The sequence below is a fragment of the Streptomyces sp. NPDC029674 genome (genome assembly GCF_044903205.1).
Lineage (GTDB): Bacteria > Actinomycetota > Actinomycetes > Streptomycetales > Streptomycetaceae > Streptomyces.
In genome coordinates, this window is the sequence record NZ_JBJDPY010000016.1 from 150169 (window position 1) to 168202 (window position 18034).

An 18034-nucleotide genomic window follows, 5' to 3' on the forward strand; every position below is an offset into this window, starting at 1 on the left:
TCCGGCGCGGACGTCATCCTGCCCCATCCGCTCACGACAGGCGCGCGTACCCCCACCTGGATCTTCACAGAGCGGCCACGTCTGTCCATACGCAGATGAGCGCGCGGTCCGTGGTAAAGCATTGAGTCAGCCGATTTGGCCACCCGGGATCCAGCGGACCGGTCGAGCCGGTCGATCGATGTGAGCGGAGGCGGTTGATCATGGCGTCAATGGGCAGACCCGGGACTTCACCCGTCGAATCCCACAACGAGTGGGACCCGCTGGAGGAGGTCGTCGTCGGCCGCCTCGAGGGCGCGACCATCCCCTCCAGCCACCCCGTCGTGGCCTGCAACATCCCGCCCTGGGCGGCGCGGCTGCAGGGCCTCGCCGCGGGCTTCGAGTACCCGCAGCGGCTGATCGAGCCGGCGCAGCAGGAACTCGACCAGTTCATCGCTCTGCTGGAATCCCTCGACATCACGGTGACGCGGCCGGCCGCCGTCGACCACAAGCACCGCTTCGGCACCCCCGACTGGCAGTCGCGCGGATTCTGCAACACCTGTCCGCGGGACAGCATGCTCGTCGTCGGCGACGAGATCATCGAGACCCCGATGGCCTGGCCGTGCCGGTACTTCGAGACGCACTCGTACCGCGAACTCCTCAAGGACTACTTCCGGCGCGGCGCGCGCTGGACGGCGGCGCCGAAGCCCCAACTCACCGACGACCTCTACGAGAAGGACTTCCGCCCTCCCCAGGAGGACGAGCCGATGCGCTACATCCTCACCGAGTTCGAGCCGGTGTTCGACGCGGCGGACTTCGTGCGGGCGGGCCGGGACCTCTTCGTGACGCGCAGCAACGTCACGAACCTCATGGGCATCGAATGGCTGCGCCGCCACCTCGGCCCCGAATACCGCGTCCACGAGATCGAGAGCCGCTGCCGTGTGCCCATGCACATCGACACCACGTTCATGCCGCTCGCGCCGGGCAAGGTGCTCATCAACCCCGAGTACGTCGATGCCGACCGGCTGCCCGACGTGCTGAGCTCGTGGGACGTGCTGGTCGCCCCGGAACCCGACCCCATCGACGAGCGGCTGCTCAAGATGACCTCGATGTGCGGCAAGTGGCTCAGCATGAACGTGCTGATGATCGACGAGAAGCGGGTGATCGCGGAGCGGCACCACACGGGCATGCTGCGCGCCCTCGAAGGGTGGGGGTTCGAGCCGATCCCGTGCGACCTGCTCCACTACGCGCCGTTCGGCGGGGCGTTCCACTGCGCGACGCTCGACGTCCGGCGCCGCGGCACGCTCGAAACGTACTTCGACTGACGGCCTGACCGACTGACCGTCGCCGGAGGGGTTCCCCGACCGCGACAGTTATGCAAGTCTCCTCCCTAATTCCGCGAGCCGGTGGGCATCGCAGCCCGTCAAGTGGGCTGCCGCCGCGCGGACTTGGGGTGAAGCACTGATGCGGAACGGGGCTCGTGGGCACGACCTGATCGCGCTGCGGCGGCTCAACACCACCGTCGTGCTGCGCGCCCTGCACCACCGCAGCCCCCGCACCCTCGCCGAACTCGCCGCGAGTACCGGCCTCTCCCGGCCCACCGTGGAAGCCGCCGTGGAAGAACTGGCCGAGCGCGGCCTCGTCGGCGAGTCCGCCGAGGAGCCCGGCGAGCGCACACCGGGCAGACCCGCGCGCCGCTTCCGCTTCCGCACCGAGGCCGGGTACGTGCTCGGCGCCGACATAGGCCTGCACAAAATGGTGCTGCTCCTCGCCGACCTCGGCGGCACCGTGCTGGCCGCACACCGCCGCGACATCGACCCGGAGCTCGGCGGCGGCGCCCGCCTCGACCTGCTGCGCCACGGCACGGAGGCCTTCCTCGACGCCCACATCCCGCCCCGTGCCGCCGTCCTCGCCCGCTGTGTCGGTGTGCCCGGCGTGGTGGACACGGGCGGCGTCGTGACCACGGTGGTGGTCCCCGAGTGGTCCGGCGTCGACCTCGGGCGGCTGCTCCAGGACGACCGGCCGGGCCACACCCTCGTCGAGAACGACGTGAACCTCGCCGTCCTCGCCGAGCGCTGGCAGGGCGCCGCCACCCTCGCGGGCGACGTCGTCTGCGTCCTCACCGGACACCGCGTCTCGTGCAGCCTCACCATCGGCGGCCGGCTGCACCGGGGCAGGCGCGGCGGCGCGGGCGAGCTCGGCATGCTGCCGCCGCTCGGTATGAGCACCGCGCAGGAAGCCCTGAAGTGGCCGGGTGCGCGGCGCGCCGGCGAGTCCGAGGTAGCCGCCCTCGCGCGGGCGGCGGACACCGGGGACCCGCGCGCCCGGGCCGCCGTCGCGGACTTCGCCGACCGCATCGCCCCGGGCATCGCGGCCCTCGCCCTCGCCGTCGACCCGGAACTCATCGTGCTGACCGGCGGGGCGACACCGGTCGGCCGGCACCTGGTGCCGCTGCTCGAGGAGCGGCTGCGCCCCATGACCCTGCACGTCCCGCGCATCGCGCTGAGCTCGCTCGGCGAGCGGGGCGTGGCCATCGGCGCCGTACGCAAGGCGCTCGACCGGGTGGAGGAGGACCTGCTGGCGGACAAGGCGTCGTAGCGGCGGCCCGCCCAGCGCGGGTGGCCGTGGGACGTCCGGCGACTCATCGGGAGGCGAAGACGCACATGCGCAGAAGGACTCTGCTCGGCGGGGTGTTGGCGGCCCCCTTGCTCGCCGCCTGCTCCGGAGGGAGCGACGGCACGGACAGCGGTGGCAGGACGACGCTGTCGTACGGGATGTGGGATCCGGCGCAGGTGCCGGGCATGGAGAAGATCATCGCCGCGTTCGAGAAGCGCAACCCGCGGATCTCCGTGCGGATCCAGCTGACGCCCTGGACGAGCTACTGGACCACCCTCAAGACGTCGATGCGCGGCGGCACCGCCCCCGACGTGTTCTGGATGAACGCCGTCAACTTCCAGCTGTACGCGTCCAACGGCGTCCTGGAACCGCTCTCCGGGCACATCAAGGCCGATGCCACCCCCGTGGACCGCCACCCGGAGGCCCTGGTGAAGCTCTACTCCCACCGGGGCACGCAGTACGGCCTGCCGAAAGACTTCGACACCATCGGCCTCTGGTACAACAAACAGTTGTTCGACAAGGCGGGCATCAAGTACCCGGACGAGAGCTGGACCTGGGACGACGTGCGCGACGCGGCGGCCGAACTCACCGATCCCGGCCGGGGCGTGCACGGCTTCGCCGCCGAGATGCAGCGGCAGATCAAGATCTACCCGGCGGTCGTCGGCGCCGACGGCTTCATCCTGCGGGACGGCCGCTCCGGCTTCGGCGACGACCGCACCATCGAGGGCCTGCGCTTCCTGACCGACATGGTCGACCGGGGCTGGTCGCCCCCGCAGAGCGCCATGACCGAGTCCGTCGGGCGCGTGCGCTACTGGTCGGAGAAGGTCGCCATGAACTACGACCTCTCCGCGATGGCCGGGCAGATGTACGCCGTGCCCGCGCTGAAGGACCACGGCGGCATCACCGTCCTGCCCAAGGGCCGCCGCAGGGCCACCATCATCCACGGCCTCGCGAACGTCATCTCCGCCAAGAGCGACAAGAAAGCGGCCGCCTGGAAATTCGTGCACTTCATGGCGGGCCGCGAAGCCGCCGAGATCCAGGCGAAGGCGGGCGTCACCATCTCCTCGTACGAGGGCACCCAGGACGCCTGGCTCAAGTCGATGCCCGAATTCGACCTCAAGCACTTCATCGACATGCAGAAGTACGCGGTGCCCTATCCGAGCTCCGAGAACACCGCCGTCTGGGAGAACCTCCAATACCCGCTGCTCGGCGCCGCTTTCAGCGGCAAGGGCGGCATCGAGAGCGCGGCTCGCACCCTGGGCGAGCAGATGGACCGGGCCCTGAAGGAGGAACGCGCCTCATGAGTGTCTTTCCCGCCACCGCGGCCGCGAAGTCGGCCGGCCGCAACCGTGCCTCCGCGTCCGGCGCCCGGCCCGGATTCCGCAACCAACGGGTGGCCTACTGGTACATCGCGCCGCTCGGCATCGGCTTCGCCGTCTTCTACTTCTGGCCGCTCCTTCAGACCTTCTACTACAGCTTCACCGAATTCGGCGCGTTCGGCGGCCACACCTTCATCGGCACCGACAACTACGTACGCGTCGTCAAGGACGTCACCGTCTGGCAGGCCCTCGGCAACACCCTCATCTACAGCGTCATCGGGCTGATGGCGCTACCGGTCGCCATCGTCGTCGCATCCCTCCTGAACCGGCGCGGCCTGCGCGGCGTCTCCGTCTACCGCGCCCTGTACTTCGTGCCCTTCGTGACGCTGCCCGTCGCCGTCGGCCTCGTCTGGAACTGGCTCTACAACGGCGACTTCGGCCTCATCAACGAAATCCTCAGCTGGATCGGCGTCGACGGCCGCTACTGGGTGTCCGACCCCTCCACCGCCGTCTACGCCATCGGCGCGGTGATCGTCTGGTCGACCACCGGCTACTACCTGGTCATCTTCATGGCGGGCATCAAGGGAATTCCCCGGGACTACTACGAAGCCGCGGAACTCGACGGGGCCGGGGCGCTGCGCCGGTTCTTCACCATCACGCTCCCGCTGCTCAGCCCGACCATCTTCTTCGCCTCCGTCATCTGCATGATCAATTCCCTGCAGACCTTCGACCTGATCTACATCATGATGGGCGAGTCGAATCCCGCGATCGGCGATACGCAGTCGGTCGTCGGCCTCTTCTACAAATGGGCGTTCGTCGAGAACGCCCAGGGCGCGGCCGCCGCGCTCGCCTTCCTGCTGATGCTGGTCATCGCGGCCCTGACGTACCTCCAGTTCCGGATCCAGAAGAGGTGGGTGCACTATGCCTAAGCGCATCAGTCCCGGATCCGTCGCCACTCACGCCGCGCTCTCCCTCGGCGCGCTCGTCATGGTCTTCCCGTTCCTGTGGCAGCTGCTCACCGCGCTCAAAACCCTGGCGGAGACCTCGCGGGTACCGCCCACCTTCCTCCCCGACGACTGGAACTGGGCGAGCTTCGAAGAAGTCTTCACCGCGCTGCCGTTCCGCGAAATGCTCACCAACAGCCTGCTCAACACCGTCGGGCGCACCCTCGGCCAGCTCGTGTTCTGCTCGCTCGCCGCCTATGCGTTCGCGCGCATGCAGTTCCGCGGCCGCAACGTCCTGTTCGCGCTCTTCCTGTCCGTCCTGATGGTCCCGAGCTCCCTGCTCGTCCTGCCGCAGTACGACATCATCCAGTCGCTCGGCCTGCTCAACAGCGCGCCCGCGCTCTTCCTGCCCGGCATGTTCAGCGCGTTCGGCACCTTCATGCTCCGCCAGTTCTTCCTGACGCTCCCCAAGGAGCTGGAGGAGGCCGCCCGCATCGACGGCGCGGGCTCCTTCCGCATCTTCTGGTCGATCATGCTGCCGCTGATCCGGCCCGCGCTGGCCGCGCTCGCCGTCATCACCGCCATGTGGTCCTGGAACGACCTCCTGTGGCCCCTGATCGTCAACACCGACCCGGAGCAGATGCCGATCAGCGCCGGACTGACCTCCCTGGAGGGCCAGTTCGAGACCAACTACCCGGTCATGATGGCCGGTTCGCTCGTCGCGAGCCTGCCGATGCTGCTCGTCTACGTCTTCCTCCAGCGGCACTTCGTCCAGAGCGTGGCCCTCTCCGGCTCCAAGAACTGACCGGCCCGGGCCCCGCCGCCCCCCCCACGGAAAGGCAGCCCTTCTTCATGGCACCGCTTCACATCGGCCTGCTCGGCGCCGGCGGCATCGCACGCGCCCACCTGCCCGGCTGGCTGGCGCTCGGCGCCCGGGTGAGCGTGTACACCGTCGACGGCTCCGCGGAGAAGCTCGCGTCGGAGTACGCCGGACGCGGGCACGACATCCGTGCCGTCGACAGCCTGGACGCGCTCCTCACGGACGCGTACGCCGTCGACGTCTGCACCCCCACCCCCACCCACAAGGCACTCGTCCTCGCGGCCGTCGCCGCGGGCCGGCACGTCGTCTGCGAGAAACCGCTCGCCCTCACCGCCCGCGACGCCGAGGAGCTCGCGGCCGCGGCCGACGCGGCGGGCGTACGGCTCCACCCCGCCCACGTGGTCCGCTACTTCCCGGCCTACGCCGCCCTGCACCGGGCCGTCAGCCGCGGCGACCTCGGCGCGCTCGCCGTGCTGCGCTTCACGCGCGGCGGGGCCAGGCCCCAGTGGGCGCCGTGGTTCGGCGATCCGGCCCAGTCCGGCGGTGTCATCATGGACCTGATGGTGCACGACATCGACATCGCGCGCTGGCTCGCGGGCGACGTGGTCCGCGTGCACGCGCGGACCCGCGGCGTCGAGCATGCCACCGGGGCCCCGCCCGAAGTCGTCACCGCGTCCGCCGTCCTCACCCACGCGTCGGGCGCCGTCAGCCACATCAACGGGCTGTGGGGCCTGCCCGACCAGCGGTTCCGTACGACGTTCCGGGTCGCGGGCGCCGACGGCCTGCTGCACCACGACTCGACCGCCGTGCCCGGCTTCCGGATCACCGCGCAGGGCGTGCGCGCCGCCAACGAGGGCATCCCGTCCAGCCCCATGACCGAGAGCCCCTTCCTCACCGAACTCCGCGAGTTCGCCGCGTCCTGGCGGGACGGCGGACCCGAACCGCGCGTCAGCACCCGCGACGGCGTCGAAGCGGTGCGGATAGCAGAGGCCGCCGCGGAATCCAGCCGCACCGGCCGCGTCGTCGAGATGGCCACGCCCACAGTCGGGATGGCCACGTCCACACTTTCCGACCGGACCGAGGAGGCAGCGCGATGAGGGTCGCCGTCCTGTCGTTCGCCCACGTCCACGCGGCGGGCTACCTGAGGCTCCTGGACCGTATGCCCGGCATCGAGGTCCTGGGCAGCGACCCGGACACGGACCTCGCGGCGCCCGGCGAGGTGCGGGGCCGCGCGCTCGCCGACGCGGTGGGCGTCGCGTACGCGGACACGTACGAGGAAGCCTTCGCCCGGCAACCGGACGCGGTGATCGTCTGCTCCGAGAACGCCCGCCACCGCCCCCTGGTCGAACTCGCCGCCGCCCACGGCGTGGACGTCCTGTGCGAGAAGCCGCTGGCGGCCTCCGTCGAGGACGGCGAAGTGATGGTCGCCGCCTGCCGCGCCGCCGGAGTACGGCTCGCGGTCGCCTACCCCGTGCGGTTCAGCCCCGCGTACGCGGCCGTGAAGGCCACCGTCGACTCGGGCGAGGCGGGACGCGTCCTCGCGGTGTCGGGCGCCAACAACGGCGCCATGCCGACCCGCGACCGCCGCTGGTTCGCCGAGCCCGAACTCTCCGGCGGCGGCGCCCTGATGGACCACACCGTGCACATCGCCGACCTGCTCGACGACCTCTTCGGAGAGGCCGGGCCCGTCGAGGTGTACGCGCAGACCAACAACCTCCTCTACGCCGACGAGGTCGCCGCCGAGACCAGCGGCCTGGTCAGCGTCACCTACTCCAACGGCGCCGTCGCCACCATCGACTGCAGCTGGTCCCACCCCCGCTCCCACCACTCCTGGGGCGGCCTGGAACTCACCGTCGTCGGCGAGCACGCCACCCTGGAGATGGACGCCTTCGACCAGAAGGTGCACGGCTTCAGCGAACGTCGGGGGCGCGGCACCGAGGTGCCGTTCGGCGTCGACCTGGACGAACTGATGCTGCGCGCCTTCCTCTACGGCCCTGGCGAGGGCGGCATGCCCGTCGCGGACGGTGAGGGCGGCCTGCGCACGCTGCGCGTCGTGGCGGCGGGTTACGCGTCCGCCCGCAGCGGAGTACCGGTCACGCTGGGCCGGGACACCTAGAGTTGGGGCCGTGGACGAACGGACGCGGAACAGTGTGAGCGGGCAGGCGCAGGTCGGGACGGCCGTCCAGACGGGCCCTGTGGAGGTGCTGCATGTGTACGGCGCCCCGGGCGGGCCCGAGGACCCACCGCCGTCGCACCAGATGCCGCCGGACATCCGGCACTTCGAGGACCGTGACCCCCAGCGCGCCCACGTGCTGGACGCCGCCGCACGCCCCAGGGCCACCGGGCGTCCACTGGTCGTCTCGGTCACCGGCGTGCACGGCGTCGGCAAGACCGCGCTCGCCGTGCACCTCGCCCACCGCCTCGCCGACGAGCACGGCTACGTGGTGCGCTACGTCGACCTCGACGACCACCGGCCCGACGGCGGCGCCGACCTGGCCGACGTCATGGGCGAGCTGCTGCGCTCCTTCGAGGTCACCGACCTCCTCGAAGGGAGCCCGGCGCGGCGCCGCAAGCAGTACTGGGAGCAGACCGGCAGGCGCCGCCTCGTCCTGGTCCTCGACAACGCCCGCTCCGGCACCGAGATCACCGAGCTCCTCCCGTCGTCGGCGGAGAGCGTCGTGGTCGCCGCCAGCCGCCAGACCCTGTACGACGTCGAAGGCGGCGTCGACCTGGAACTCCCCGTCGGGCCGCTCGAAGAGCCGCACGCCGAACGGCTGTTGAGCCGCATCGTCGACGACCCCCGGCTCGCCGCCGACCCCGCGTCGGCCGCCGAGCTCACCCGCATCTGCGGCGGCCTGCCCGCCGCCCTCCACGTGGCCGCCGAATGGCTGCGCAAGCACCGCACCCGCAGACTCACCCGCCTCACCGCCCAGCTCGCCGCCGAACTCGACGCGAAGGGGGTGCCCACGGTGGAGGCCGTGTGGGACGCCGCGTACCAGGACCTCACCCCGGGCGCCGCCACGCTCTACCGCCTGCTCGTCGGGCACCCCGGCCCCTGGATCGACCCGGAGGCGGCCACCGCGCTGCTCGGCAGGGGAGAGGACGAGGCCGAGGACGCCCTGGACGAACTGGTGCGGGCGAGCCTCCTGGCCCGGGAACGGGACGGGCGGCTGCGCCTGCACGACCTGCTGCGCGCCCACGCGGCACGCCGGGCGGACCGGGTGCGCGGGGACGGCGACGGCACCGAGGCGGACGAGGCCGGGCAGCGCGTCATCCGCTGGTACCTCCGCCAGGCCCAGCGCGCCGACGCACTGCGCGCCGGCCCGCGCATGACCTTCGCCGAACAGGTGCCGCCCCTCCCCGGCGCCCCCGACACGGACTTCGGCATCACCGCCGCCGACAGCGACAAGCAGCAAAAGGCGAAGGCCCTGCACTGGCTGGAGGCCCAACGGCTCGCGCTCCACGACTGCGTACGCGTCGCCCACGCGCGCGGACTCGACGACGAGGCCTGGTCGCTCTGCGAACCCCTGTGGACCCACTACCTCGACCACCCCCGCCTCACCCAGGTCATCGAGACGTTCAGCAGAGGACGGGACGCCGCGCTGCGCGCCGGGCGCCCGCTCACCGCGCTCATCCGCATGCGCTGCCAGCTCGCACGCCCGCTGTGGGAGCGGGGCCGCTTCGACGACGCGGCGACGGAACTGCGCCTCGCCTCGGCGGCCGCGGAGACGCTGGGCGACGGCGCCCGGGAGAGGAAGCTGCGCGCCTCGGTCATCGAGTTCCGCGGGCTGCTCGGCTCCGCCCGCGGCGAATGGGCGGCAGCGGCGGCGGACTTCGAGGCGTCGGGCCGCATCCACACGGAGATCGGCAACGCGTACGGGGCCATGCTCCAGACCTACCTGCTCGGCAAGGCCCTCACCGAGCTCGGCGAACTCGGCCGCGCCGCCCAGCTGTTGACGGCCGCGCACGCGCAGGCGGAGGAGCTGGGACGAGCCCGCCTGACCGCCCGCACCGGCTTCGCGCTCGCCCGGGTGCTGCGGTCCCTCGGGCGACCCGACGAGGCGAGGGCGCTCTACGACGAGTCGCTGCGGGAGGCCCGCCTCAGCGCATCCCTCCGCGAGGAACTGCGGGCCCTGGACGCCCTGGCCGAACTGGCCTCCGAGACCGGGGACACGGCCGCCGCCACGGAGTTCCGCACGGCGGCGCGCGCGGTGCGGGAGCGGGGCGGCGGCCTGGACGACTCCGGTGAGGCGTCAGCTCAGCACTCGTAGTCGCTGCCGCCGTTCGTGAGGTTGCCGTCGTACACCCAGCCCTTGGCTCCGGTGGCACGGACCGTCACATAGGTCCACGTGTTGCTGGACTCGTTCACCGTGTAGCAGTGGTAGTCGACCGCCGTGCTGTGGACCGGATTGCTGCCGCAGGTGTTGTGGGGACCGCTCCGGCGCAGCGTCTGGGTACTGACCGTCTGTCCGCCGCCGGGGTCGATGTCCCGGTGGGAGTGGGAGGAGCAGCTCTGCACGCCGTCGGGGCTCCAGCCGGGCGGCGCCCCGATGCCGGCGTCGGCGGCAGGGGCCGTCGCCTGTGCGGTGGTGACCGAACCGCCGGCCAGCAGAGCGGCTCCCGCCGCGAGACCGGCGAACCATGTGCGAGTACGCATGATGCTCCTTGGAGATCGATGTGCCGGACGATGACAAATGACTGGATGCGACCTGCCGACCGGGAGCGGTGGTGCGTATGTTGGCCGCTGGCCTGAGCTCAGGCGTCGAAGGGGGCGGCAGCGTGACGGTCGGGACTGGTCGGGGCAGACGCTGCCCGCTGCGCGCCGCGTCGACAAGGCCGAATGATGTTCGAGCTTGTTCGGAACGGTGCTCATCGTGTTCCGGACACGGCCGAACACCGGCGGACCGGCTGATTCCGATGGCCGCCCGGTGGCTCCGGCCGGCGCCGTGACGAGCCGGGCAGAGGGCGTTCCGGCCGGGCAGCCGGCACAAGCGCCGCAGCCGGCACGGCTCGGCACCCCGGCCGAGTTCGCCGCGGCGCTACGCACCCTGCGGACGTGGTCCGGACTGACCTACCGTCAGCTGGAGAGCAAGGCGACCGCACACGGCGACACCCTGCCCGCCAGTACGATCGCGACCACCCTCGGCCGTGTCACCCTGCCTCGGGACCGGTTCGTCGAGGCCTTCACCCGGGCGTGCGGCCTCGGCGACGAGGAAGTGCGTCAGCGGCTGGAGGCCCGCCGACGCCTGGCCACCGACGAGCCCGCAGCGGTCATCGGCGACGACGGCGGCGACAGCGAGTCACCCGCTCCCGTCCCGGCGCGTGCCCGGTGGTGGCGCGGAGCGGTGGGCCTGGTCGTCGCCGCGGGTCTCGGAGTCGCCGGCACCCTCCGCGTCGGTAGCCTCTTCGACTCTTCGGTGCCGACGGCCGTGTCGGCCGCCTCGTCCGCGATGCCGGTGCACGGGGCGCGCATCCCGGCCGTGGGCAGCTGGGCCCGTATCCACCCCGCCCGGACGCCGGAGCTCTGCGTCACCGAAGGCCGGGACCGCACCGGCGACTACAGAACAGCCGTCGCCGCCCAGCGCCCTTGCGCGAAGGCGGTACAGCCCAGGGTCTTCCTGGAACCCCTGGGCAGGAACATCGTGCAGATCCAGTGGCACCACCCGAAGTACGGCATCGGCTGCCTGACGGTCCTGCTGAAGGGGCCGGGCCGCGACCTCCTCGAACCCCGCGACGACTGCGCCGACGACAACGAGGCTCAGCAGTTCCGCGTCAGCCCCCTCGGCCCGGCCGCCGCCGCCCACTTCCGCCTGCGCCCCGTCGCCACCGGCCGGTGCCTGAGCCTGCGCGACCAGGGCACCGAAGCCGGCACGGAAATCGTCCAGGGCCGCTGCTCCGGCGCCGCCGACCAGGAGTTCCTGATCAAACTGCTTCCGCCTCCGTGAGAGCGGACCTAGATCTCCTGGCGCCCCTCCGCCGGGGCGGCGCGGGTCAGCGTCGCCCGGTGCGTGCGGTTCGCGATGACGCAAGGGATCGTCACCGGGGCGGAGAGCGGCTCGGGGTGGTCCACGAGCCACGCGTGGACACCGGACAGCACGGCCGCCGGGTCCGCGCGCAGCACGCGGCCGTCCGGCTCCCGGTGCGGTTCGATGCGGACGGAGCAGAGCGGGCTACCGGTCCGGCGCAGTACGCAGTACGAGGCGTCCAGCGCGACGGCGGCCGTGCGCACGCCGCCGTGCTCGGCGAGCACGTGTCGCGTCCAGCCGTCGACGGTCCAGGTCTCGCCCCGCACGGGGCCGGCGGCGGGGCGCCCCGCGCGACGGAACAGCAGCCCGGCGCTCTGCACCTGGGTGTCCGACGCCTCGCCGACCTCGGCGGCCAGGTGATGTGCGGGGGAGTCGGAGCGGGCGGGCCGACGCGAGACGTGGGTGTCCGGGCCCCGCCGGTCGACCTGGACGGCGAAAGCCGCGAGGGCGCGGGCCGGGGGCGCGGGATCGGGCAGGAGGCGCGGCTCGGCGGGCCCGTCCGGAGGAGTCAGGCCGAGGACGCGGTACAGCTCCTCGCGCAGCCGGCGTACGGCGTGGCCGCGCTCGGCGAACGCCTGCCCGGCCGCCGCGGCCGCGATGCCGGGGCTGTGCGCGGCGATTGCGCGTTCGAGGTCGGCGGCGGTCGGCCGGTCCGCAGGCGTCAACGCCGGTACGTGGGCCAGGAGTTGAGCCATCGGCGTGCCCGGTATCAGCTCGCCGCCGCCGTCCCCCGCCGCGACCACCGGAACGTCGCGCGCCGCCACCGCGTACAGCGCCGCCGAGCCGTGGTCGGTGACCACCACGTCGGCGGCGATGAGCAGCGCGGCCCACTCCTCGTACGGGCGGGCCAGGACCATGCCCGCGTCGAGGGCGGGCGCGAGGTCCTGCGCGAGGTCGAACCCGCCGGTCCTGCTGTGTTCGTTGGGGTGCAGGACGAGGCCCAGCTGGTACGTGTCGTGGGGGAGCTCGGCGGCCAGCCGGGCGGGGAGGCCCGGGTGGCGCCGGATCAGGGAGTTCGGGCCCCACGTGGAGGTGAGGACGACGAGCCTCCGGCCGTGGGTGCGGAGCGCGGACCGGTAGCGCTCGCGCAGCGGCAGGGAGGCGAGGACCCGGTCGAGCGTGGGGTCGCCGGTCACCGTGGCGTGCGCCGCGGCGGGCGGGCACTCGGTGGCGAGGCGGGCGACCTGGGAGGGGTGGGCCAGGGCGTGGAGGTGGGCCACGGGGTGGCCGCCCGGCATCAGGAGCGCCGGGGCCATGCCGGACGCGGAGTCGCCGGAGCCGCCCTCGCCCGTCTCTTCTCCGAGGGCCTTGTTGTAGCCCGCGCCGTGCGGCAGCAGGACGCGCGGGCCGCGGAGCTCGGCGAGGCCGCCCTTGGGGCTGGCGGCCAGGATCAGGTCGTGGGGGTGGGCGAGGGCCTCGGCCCACGGGACGGTGCGGCCGCCCGCCCGCTCGACGGCCGCGAGGGCTTCGGTACCGAAGTCGGAGCCGGGGACGAGGGTGAAGCGGCGGCGGATCCGGTCGTCGCCGGCGAAGACGGGGAGGACGTCGAGGAGCCGGTGCAGGGCGGTCGCCGACCGGGCGGCGAAGAGCACGCGCTTCTCGCCGCGGCTGCTCGCCACGGAAGCCACCCGCGACGGGACCCGCTGCCCGCTGCCCGCTGCCCGCTGCCCGCTGCCCGCTGCCCGCTGCCCGCTGCCCGCTGCCCGCTTCGGGAGTGTTCATCCTAGTTTGCGGCGGCGTGGCATGTGGCCCGTTTCCGCACTTCGGGGCGGGTATGTGAGGGTCGGCGGGCGGCATGCCGGAGATCGTACCCGGACCGGCCGTCCGGCCCCGCCGGTCGGAGACCCGGCGCCGGAACGGATCGGCAGGGTATTAGCGTGGACAAAACAGATCGACCGACAGGATCCGAGGTGCCCGGCCCATGCCAAGCAGCAGCGAGAGCCGTACCGAGAGCCGTACACAGCTCATCGAGTCACTCATGGAGCGGTTCCCGCACGTCCCGCGGGAAGCCGTGATCAAGGAAGACCTGCTGCGCGGCGGCATCGCCTTCGACGAGTCCGCGCTGAGCGACAATGAGGACGGCGACGTCAAGCCGAAGTCGTACTTCATCTTCTCCTTCGACCACGGCACGCTCCCCGAGCTGGGCGCCGCCGCGCTGCGCCGCCCGCCGGAGGAGATCGTCCTCACCGGCGGCCCGTACGAGCTGCGCCGCACCGTCGTCTCGGTCCGCGTGAACCCGGCGTCGCCGTACCGCGTGGCCGCCGACGACCACGGCGTGCTGGGCCTCTACCTGGACGGCGTACGGATCTCCGACGTCGGCCTGCCCCCGATGCCGGACTACTACCGGCACACGCTGGAGAACGGCAAGTCGGTGATGGAGGTGGCGCCCACCATCCAGTGGGGCTACCTCATCTACCTGACGGTCTTCCGGGTCTGCCAGTACTTCGGCGCCAAGGAGGAGTGCCAGTACTGCGACATCAACCACAACTGGCGCCAGCACAAGGCGGCGGGCCGTCCGTACACCGGTGTGAAGCCCGTCGAGGAGGTCCTCGAGGCCCTCGCCATCATCGACAAGTACGACACCAACAAGTCCTCCACCGCGTACACGCTGACCGGTGGCGCCGTCACCTCGAAGGTCGGCGGCAAGGACGAGGCCGACTTCTACGGGCAGTACGCGAAGGCCATCGAGGAGCGCTTCCCCGGCCGCTGGATCGGCAAGGTCGTCGCCCAGGCCCTGCCCAAGGCGGACGTGCAGCGCTTCCACGACTACGGCGTGCGGATCTACCACCCCAACTACGAGGTGTGGGACCCGTACCTCTTCGAGCGGTACTGCCCCGGCAAGGAGCGGTACGTCGGCCGGGACGAGTGGCACCGCCGCATCCTGGACTCCGCCGAGGTGTTCGGGCCGCGCAACGTGATCCCCAACTTCGTGGCGGGCGTGGAGATGGCGGAGCCGTTCGGCTTCAAGACCGTCGACGAGGCCATCGACTCGACCGTCGAGGGCCTGCAGTACTTCATGTCGCGCGGCATCACGCCCCGCTTCACCACCTGGTGCCCGGAGCCCACGACCCCGCTCGGCAAGGCGAACCCGCAGGGTGCGCCGCTGGAGTACCACGTGCGGCTCCTAGAGGCCTACCGCGCGACGATGGAGGCGAACGGCCTGACGTCCCCGCCCGGTTACGGCCCGGCGGGCCCCGGCAACGCGGTCTTCTCGGTCAGCTCCTTCATGGACAGCCTGCCCGCGGAGAAGGCGGCCCCGGAGGACGCCGTCGCCCCGGCGGTGACCTCGGGCAACTGACCCGGCGTGGCCGGGGACCGGGGTCGGTGATGTAGATCACCGCTGCTTAGGATGGCCCCCGATCCGGACGCGGGCGACCCCCGCGTCCGGGCGGGCGCGACAGTCAGCCACCCACAGCCGGAGGTCTCCCGTGCAGCACCACCCCGTCACCGTCGTCACCGGCGGCAGCCGCGGTATCGGCGCCGCTGTCAGCGCCCGTCTCGCCGGGGACGGCCATGACGTCGTCATCGGCTACCGGTCGAACGCGGCGGCCGCGGAAGAGACCGCCGAGGCGGTCCGCGCGGCCGGCCGCCGCTGCGTCACCGTCCAGGCCGACACCGCCGACGAGGCCGACGTCGACCGCCTCTTCGACACCGCCGCCGCCGAGCTGGGCCCGGTCACCGGACTGGTCAACAACGCCGGGGTGAGCGGCCCCGTCGGACCCCTCGCCGACGCCGACGCCGAGGGCATGCGCCGGGCGCTCGACGTGAACGTACTCGGATACCTGCTCTGCGCGCGGCGCGCGGTGCGGGACATGAAGGCCCACGGCGGCGGCGCGATCGTGAACCTCTCGTCCGCCGCCGCCACCCTCGGCGCACCCGGCGAGTACGTCCACTACGCGGCGGCCAAGGGCGCGGTCGACACGATGACGGTCGGCCTGTCCAAGGAGGTCGCGGCGGACGGCATCCGCGTCAACGCCGTCGCCCCCGGCGTCATCTGGACCGAGTTCCACGCCGACCCCGAGCGCCCCGCGAAGCTCGCGTCGGGCATCCCGCTGGGCCGCGCCGGCCGGCCGTCGGAGATCGCGGCCGCCGTCTCCTGGCTGCTCTCGGACGACGCCTCCTACACGACAGGGACGGTGCTGAGGGTCGCGGGCGGCCGCTGACGCTCCCGCGCCGGGCTCTCTCGTACGCTGGTTCGCATGATCGGCGGAGAGACAGTACTCACGGCAGGCGTCCTGATGCGGGCCGTCACGTTCGACGACGCGGAGGCGCTGGCCCGCTCCTACCGGCGCAACCGCGCCCACCTCGCACCCTGGGACCCCATCAGGCCCGAGGCCTTCTACACCGTGGAGGGCCAGGCCGACCGGGTCCGGGGGCAGTTGGAGGAGATGCGGGTGGGCCGGGCGGCGCACTGGGTGTTCGTCGAGGGCGGCGAGATCGTCGGTCACGCCGCCCTGTCGAACATCGTGCTCGGCCCGGCCCGCAGCGCGGCCCTCGGCTACTGGACCGACGCGGAACTGGTCGGCAGGGGCATCGCCTCCGCCGCCACGCGCCACGCCTGCGAGGTGGCCGACACCCGGCTCGGCCTGCACCGCGTCGAGGCGGGCACCCTGCTCCACAACACCGCCTCGCAGCGCGTGCTCACCAAGTGCGGCTTCGAGGAGTACGGGATCGCACCGAAGTTCCTCCACATCAACGGAGCCTGGCGCGATCACCGACTGTTCCAGAAAATCCTCAACGACCGTTCGGCATAAGCCTTTCCGGGTCCGCTCTCAGACGATGTTCTCCGCGACCTCGGCCTGCTCGCGGTCCGAGCCGTACGCCTGCGGGGTGCTGTAGGAGCGGCGGGCGACGAACCACCACACGGTGGCCAGGAGCAGCACCACGGCGAGCGCGATCGACGCGTAGTTCATCGTGGAGGCCGTCACCGGGGAGACCTGCGGCAGACAGAACAGCACCGTCACGAACGCCACCCACAGCACCGCGATCCAGCCGATGGGCCTGCTCCAGCGGCCCAGGTTCCACGGCCCCGGTTGGAAGCGGTCGCCGGCGCGCAGGCGCAGGAAGATCGGGATGGCGTACGCGGGGGTGATGCCGATGACGTTGATGGCGGTCACGGCCGTGTACGCGGTCGCCGAGTACAGGGACGGCAGGGCGATGACCGCGGCCAGCCCCACCGACAGCCACACCGCGGGCACCGGCACCTGGGTGCGGGAGCTGACCTTGCGCCACACGGCGGAACCGGGCAGCGCGTTGTCGCGGCTGAACGCGAACACCATGCGGCTCGCGGCGGCCGTCTCGGCGTTGCCGCAGAACAGCTGCGCCACGATCACGATGAGCAGCAGCGCCGTCGCCCCGGACTCGCCGAGCGCGTCGATCATGATCTGCGCGGGCGGCACCCCGGTGCCGGTGCCGAGCGTGCCCGCGTAGTCCTGGATAGCGAAGGACAGGCCGGTGAGCAGCACGAACCCGGCGATCCAGGACGCCCAGATGGCGCGCACGATGCCGCGGGCCGCGGACACCGACGCGTTGGACGTCTCCTCCGACAGGTGAGCTGACGCGTCGTAGCCGGAGAACGTGTACTGGGCGAGGAGCAGGCCGATCGCCGTGACGTAGAGCGGGTTGTCCCAGCCGGTGCCGTTGAAGTAGCCGCCGCTGCCGAAGACGTCCGACACCGACCGGTGGTGGTCCGGCACGATCACGAGCGCGCCGACGATCACCGTGACACCGACCAGGTGCCACCACACGCTGACCGAGTTGAGCAGGCTCACCAGGCGCACGTTGAAGAGGTTCAGGACGGCGTGCAGCAGCAGGATGCAGAGGAAGATCAGGAACGTCTTCTCCGGCGTCGGCGTGAAGCCGAACCTCAGGTTCAGGAACGCGCCGGTGAACAGCGCGGCGCCGTAGTCGATGCCCGCGATCGCGCCGAGCAGACCGAGGAGGTTCAGCCAGCCCGTGTACCAGCCCCAGCGGCGCCCGCCGAGCCGGTCCGCCATGTAGTACAGGGCGCCCGACGTCGGGTACGCGCTGGTGACCTCGGCGAGCGCGAGCCCCACGCAGAGCACGAACAGGCCGACTCCGGCCCAGCCCCAGAGCATCACGGCGGGGCCGCCGGTGAGGAGGCCGAAGCCGTACAGGGTCATGCAGCCGGACAGGATCGAGATGACGGAGAAGCTGATGGCGAAGTTGCCGAAGCCGCCCATGCGGCGGGCCAGGACGGGCTGGTAGCCGAGCTCTCTGAGCCGTTCCTCCTCGTCCTGGCGTGGCGCGGGGACGGAGCTCGACGACCAGGTGGTGCGGGACACGGTGGGACCTCCGGTGGGGAGCGGCGGT

15 protein-coding genes are annotated in these 18034 nt (G+C 72.0%); 12 read left to right on the forward strand and 3 right to left on the reverse strand.

Translation table 11 applies throughout. The features are described 5' to 3' along the window. Positions 1 to 209: 209 nt before the first annotated feature. From ACI2L3_RS31695 to ACI2L3_RS31730, 8 genes are all read left to right on the forward strand, one after another. Complete coding sequence (locus ACI2L3_RS31695; RefSeq protein WP_404755840.1) at positions 210 to 1301, forward strand: amidinotransferase; 1092 nt, start codon at positions 210 to 212, stop codon at positions 1299 to 1301. 139 nt (positions 1302 to 1440) lie between these two features. Further along, positions 1441 to 2574, forward strand: coding sequence for an ROK family transcriptional regulator (locus tag ACI2L3_RS31700; RefSeq protein ID WP_404755841.1), 1134 nt, complete (start codon positions 1441 to 1443; stop codon positions 2572 to 2574). A gap of 65 nt (positions 2575 to 2639) precedes the next feature. Continuing rightward, positions 2640 to 3896, forward strand: coding sequence for an ABC transporter substrate-binding protein (locus tag ACI2L3_RS31705; protein ID WP_404755842.1), 1257 nt, complete (start codon positions 2640 to 2642; stop codon positions 3894 to 3896). After that, a complete protein-coding gene (locus ACI2L3_RS31710) occupies positions 3893 to 4840 on the forward strand; it encodes a carbohydrate ABC transporter permease (protein WP_404755843.1) in 948 nt (315 codons plus the stop codon). The genes ACI2L3_RS31705 and ACI2L3_RS31710 overlap by 4 nt, the downstream gene beginning before the upstream one ends. Next, on the forward strand, positions 4833 to 5660 hold the full coding sequence (locus tag ACI2L3_RS31715; RefSeq protein ID WP_404755844.1) for a carbohydrate ABC transporter permease: 828 nt from the start codon (positions 4833 to 4835) through the stop codon (positions 5658 to 5660). The genes ACI2L3_RS31710 and ACI2L3_RS31715 overlap by 8 nt, the downstream gene beginning before the upstream one ends. 47 nt (positions 5661 to 5707) lie before the next feature. Beyond that, a complete protein-coding gene (locus ACI2L3_RS31720) occupies positions 5708 to 6772 on the forward strand; it encodes a Gfo/Idh/MocA family protein (protein ID WP_404755845.1) in 1065 nt (354 codons plus the stop codon). Then, positions 6769 to 7791 carry a Gfo/Idh/MocA family protein gene (locus tag ACI2L3_RS31725; protein ID WP_404755846.1) on the forward strand — a complete coding sequence of 341 codons (1023 nt, stop codon included), beginning with the start codon at positions 6769 to 6771 and terminating at the stop codon, positions 7789 to 7791. The genes ACI2L3_RS31720 and ACI2L3_RS31725 overlap by 4 nt, the downstream gene beginning before the upstream one ends. Before the next feature lie 10 nt (positions 7792 to 7801). Then, a complete protein-coding gene (locus ACI2L3_RS31730) occupies positions 7802 to 9946 on the forward strand; it encodes an AAA family ATPase (RefSeq protein ID WP_404755847.1) in 2145 nt (714 codons plus the stop codon). Here ACI2L3_RS31730 and ACI2L3_RS31735 read toward each other — a convergent pair. After that, positions 9934 to 10332, reverse strand: coding sequence for a hypothetical protein (locus ACI2L3_RS31735; protein WP_404755848.1), 399 nt, complete (start codon positions 10330 to 10332; stop codon positions 9934 to 9936). The genes ACI2L3_RS31730 and ACI2L3_RS31735 overlap by 13 nt on opposite strands. Before the next feature lie 289 nt (positions 10333 to 10621). On the opposite strand from ACI2L3_RS31735, the gene ACI2L3_RS31740 reads away from it, so the two are divergent. Further along, positions 10622 to 11620 (forward strand): helix-turn-helix domain-containing protein, encoded by a 999-nt coding sequence (locus ACI2L3_RS31740; RefSeq protein WP_404755849.1) that lies wholly within the window; start codon positions 10622 to 10624, stop codon positions 11618 to 11620. An 8-nt stretch (positions 11621 to 11628) separates the two neighbouring features. On the opposite strand, the gene ACI2L3_RS31745 is transcribed toward ACI2L3_RS31740, so the two are convergent. Next, positions 11629 to 13320 carry a translation initiation factor 2 gene (locus ACI2L3_RS31745; RefSeq protein ID WP_404755850.1) on the reverse strand — a complete coding sequence of 564 codons (1692 nt, stop codon included), beginning with the start codon at positions 13318 to 13320 and terminating at the stop codon, positions 11629 to 11631. A 302-nt stretch (positions 13321 to 13622) separates the two neighbouring features. Here ACI2L3_RS31745 and ACI2L3_RS31750 point away from each other — a divergent pair, with 302 nt between their 5' ends. The 3 genes from ACI2L3_RS31750 (at position 13623) to ACI2L3_RS31760 (ending at position 16455) form a co-directional block, all read left to right on the forward strand. Further along, entirely contained in the window at positions 13623 to 14999 is a 1377-nt protein-coding gene (locus ACI2L3_RS31750) for a radical SAM protein (RefSeq protein ID WP_404755851.1), read from the forward strand. A gap of 130 nt (positions 15000 to 15129) precedes the next feature. Next, a complete protein-coding gene (locus ACI2L3_RS31755) occupies positions 15130 to 15864 on the forward strand; it encodes an SDR family oxidoreductase (protein WP_404755852.1) in 735 nt (244 codons plus the stop codon). Between the two features lie 36 nt (positions 15865 to 15900). Then, a complete protein-coding gene (locus tag ACI2L3_RS31760; RefSeq protein ID WP_404755853.1) occupies positions 15901 to 16455 on the forward strand; it encodes a GNAT family N-acetyltransferase in 555 nt (184 codons plus the stop codon). An 18-nt stretch (positions 16456 to 16473) separates the two neighbouring features. Here ACI2L3_RS31760 and ACI2L3_RS31765 read toward each other — a convergent pair whose 3' ends face one another. Then, a complete protein-coding gene (locus ACI2L3_RS31765) occupies positions 16474 to 18006 on the reverse strand; it encodes an amino acid permease (RefSeq protein ID WP_404755854.1) in 1533 nt (510 codons plus the stop codon). Positions 18007 to 18034: the final 28 nt, after the last annotated feature.

What these genes read in the sequence shown, in the direction of transcription:
- ACI2L3_RS31720 (WP_404755845.1), top strand. Translation starts at nt 5,708, where the DNA reads ATGGCACCGCTTCACATCGGCCTGCTCGGCGCCGGCGGCATCGCACGC.
- ACI2L3_RS31695 (WP_404755840.1), top strand. Translation starts at nt 210, where the DNA reads ATGGGCAGACCCGGGACTTCACCCGTCGAATCCCACAACGAGTGGGAC.
- ACI2L3_RS31725 (WP_404755846.1), top strand. Translation starts at nt 6,769, where the DNA reads ATGAGGGTCGCCGTCCTGTCGTTCGCCCACGTCCACGCGGCGGGCTAC.
- ACI2L3_RS31705 (WP_404755842.1), top strand. Translation starts at nt 2,640, where the DNA reads ATGCGCAGAAGGACTCTGCTCGGCGGGGTGTTGGCGGCCCCCTTGCTC.
- ACI2L3_RS31715 (WP_404755844.1), top strand. Translation starts at nt 4,833, where the DNA reads ATGCCTAAGCGCATCAGTCCCGGATCCGTCGCCACTCACGCCGCGCTC.
- ACI2L3_RS31700 (WP_404755841.1), top strand. Translation starts at nt 1,441, where the DNA reads ATGCGGAACGGGGCTCGTGGGCACGACCTGATCGCGCTGCGGCGGCTC.
- ACI2L3_RS31735 (WP_404755848.1), bottom strand. Translation starts at nt 10,332, where the DNA reads ATGCGTACTCGCACATGGTTCGCCGGTCTCGCGGCGGGAGCCGCTCTG.
- ACI2L3_RS31710 (WP_404755843.1), top strand. Translation starts at nt 3,893, where the DNA reads ATGAGTGTCTTTCCCGCCACCGCGGCCGCGAAGTCGGCCGGCCGCAAC.
- ACI2L3_RS31750 (WP_404755851.1), top strand. Translation starts at nt 13,623, where the DNA reads ATGCCAAGCAGCAGCGAGAGCCGTACCGAGAGCCGTACACAGCTCATC.
- ACI2L3_RS31760 (WP_404755853.1), top strand. Translation starts at nt 15,901, where the DNA reads ATGATCGGCGGAGAGACAGTACTCACGGCAGGCGTCCTGATGCGGGCC.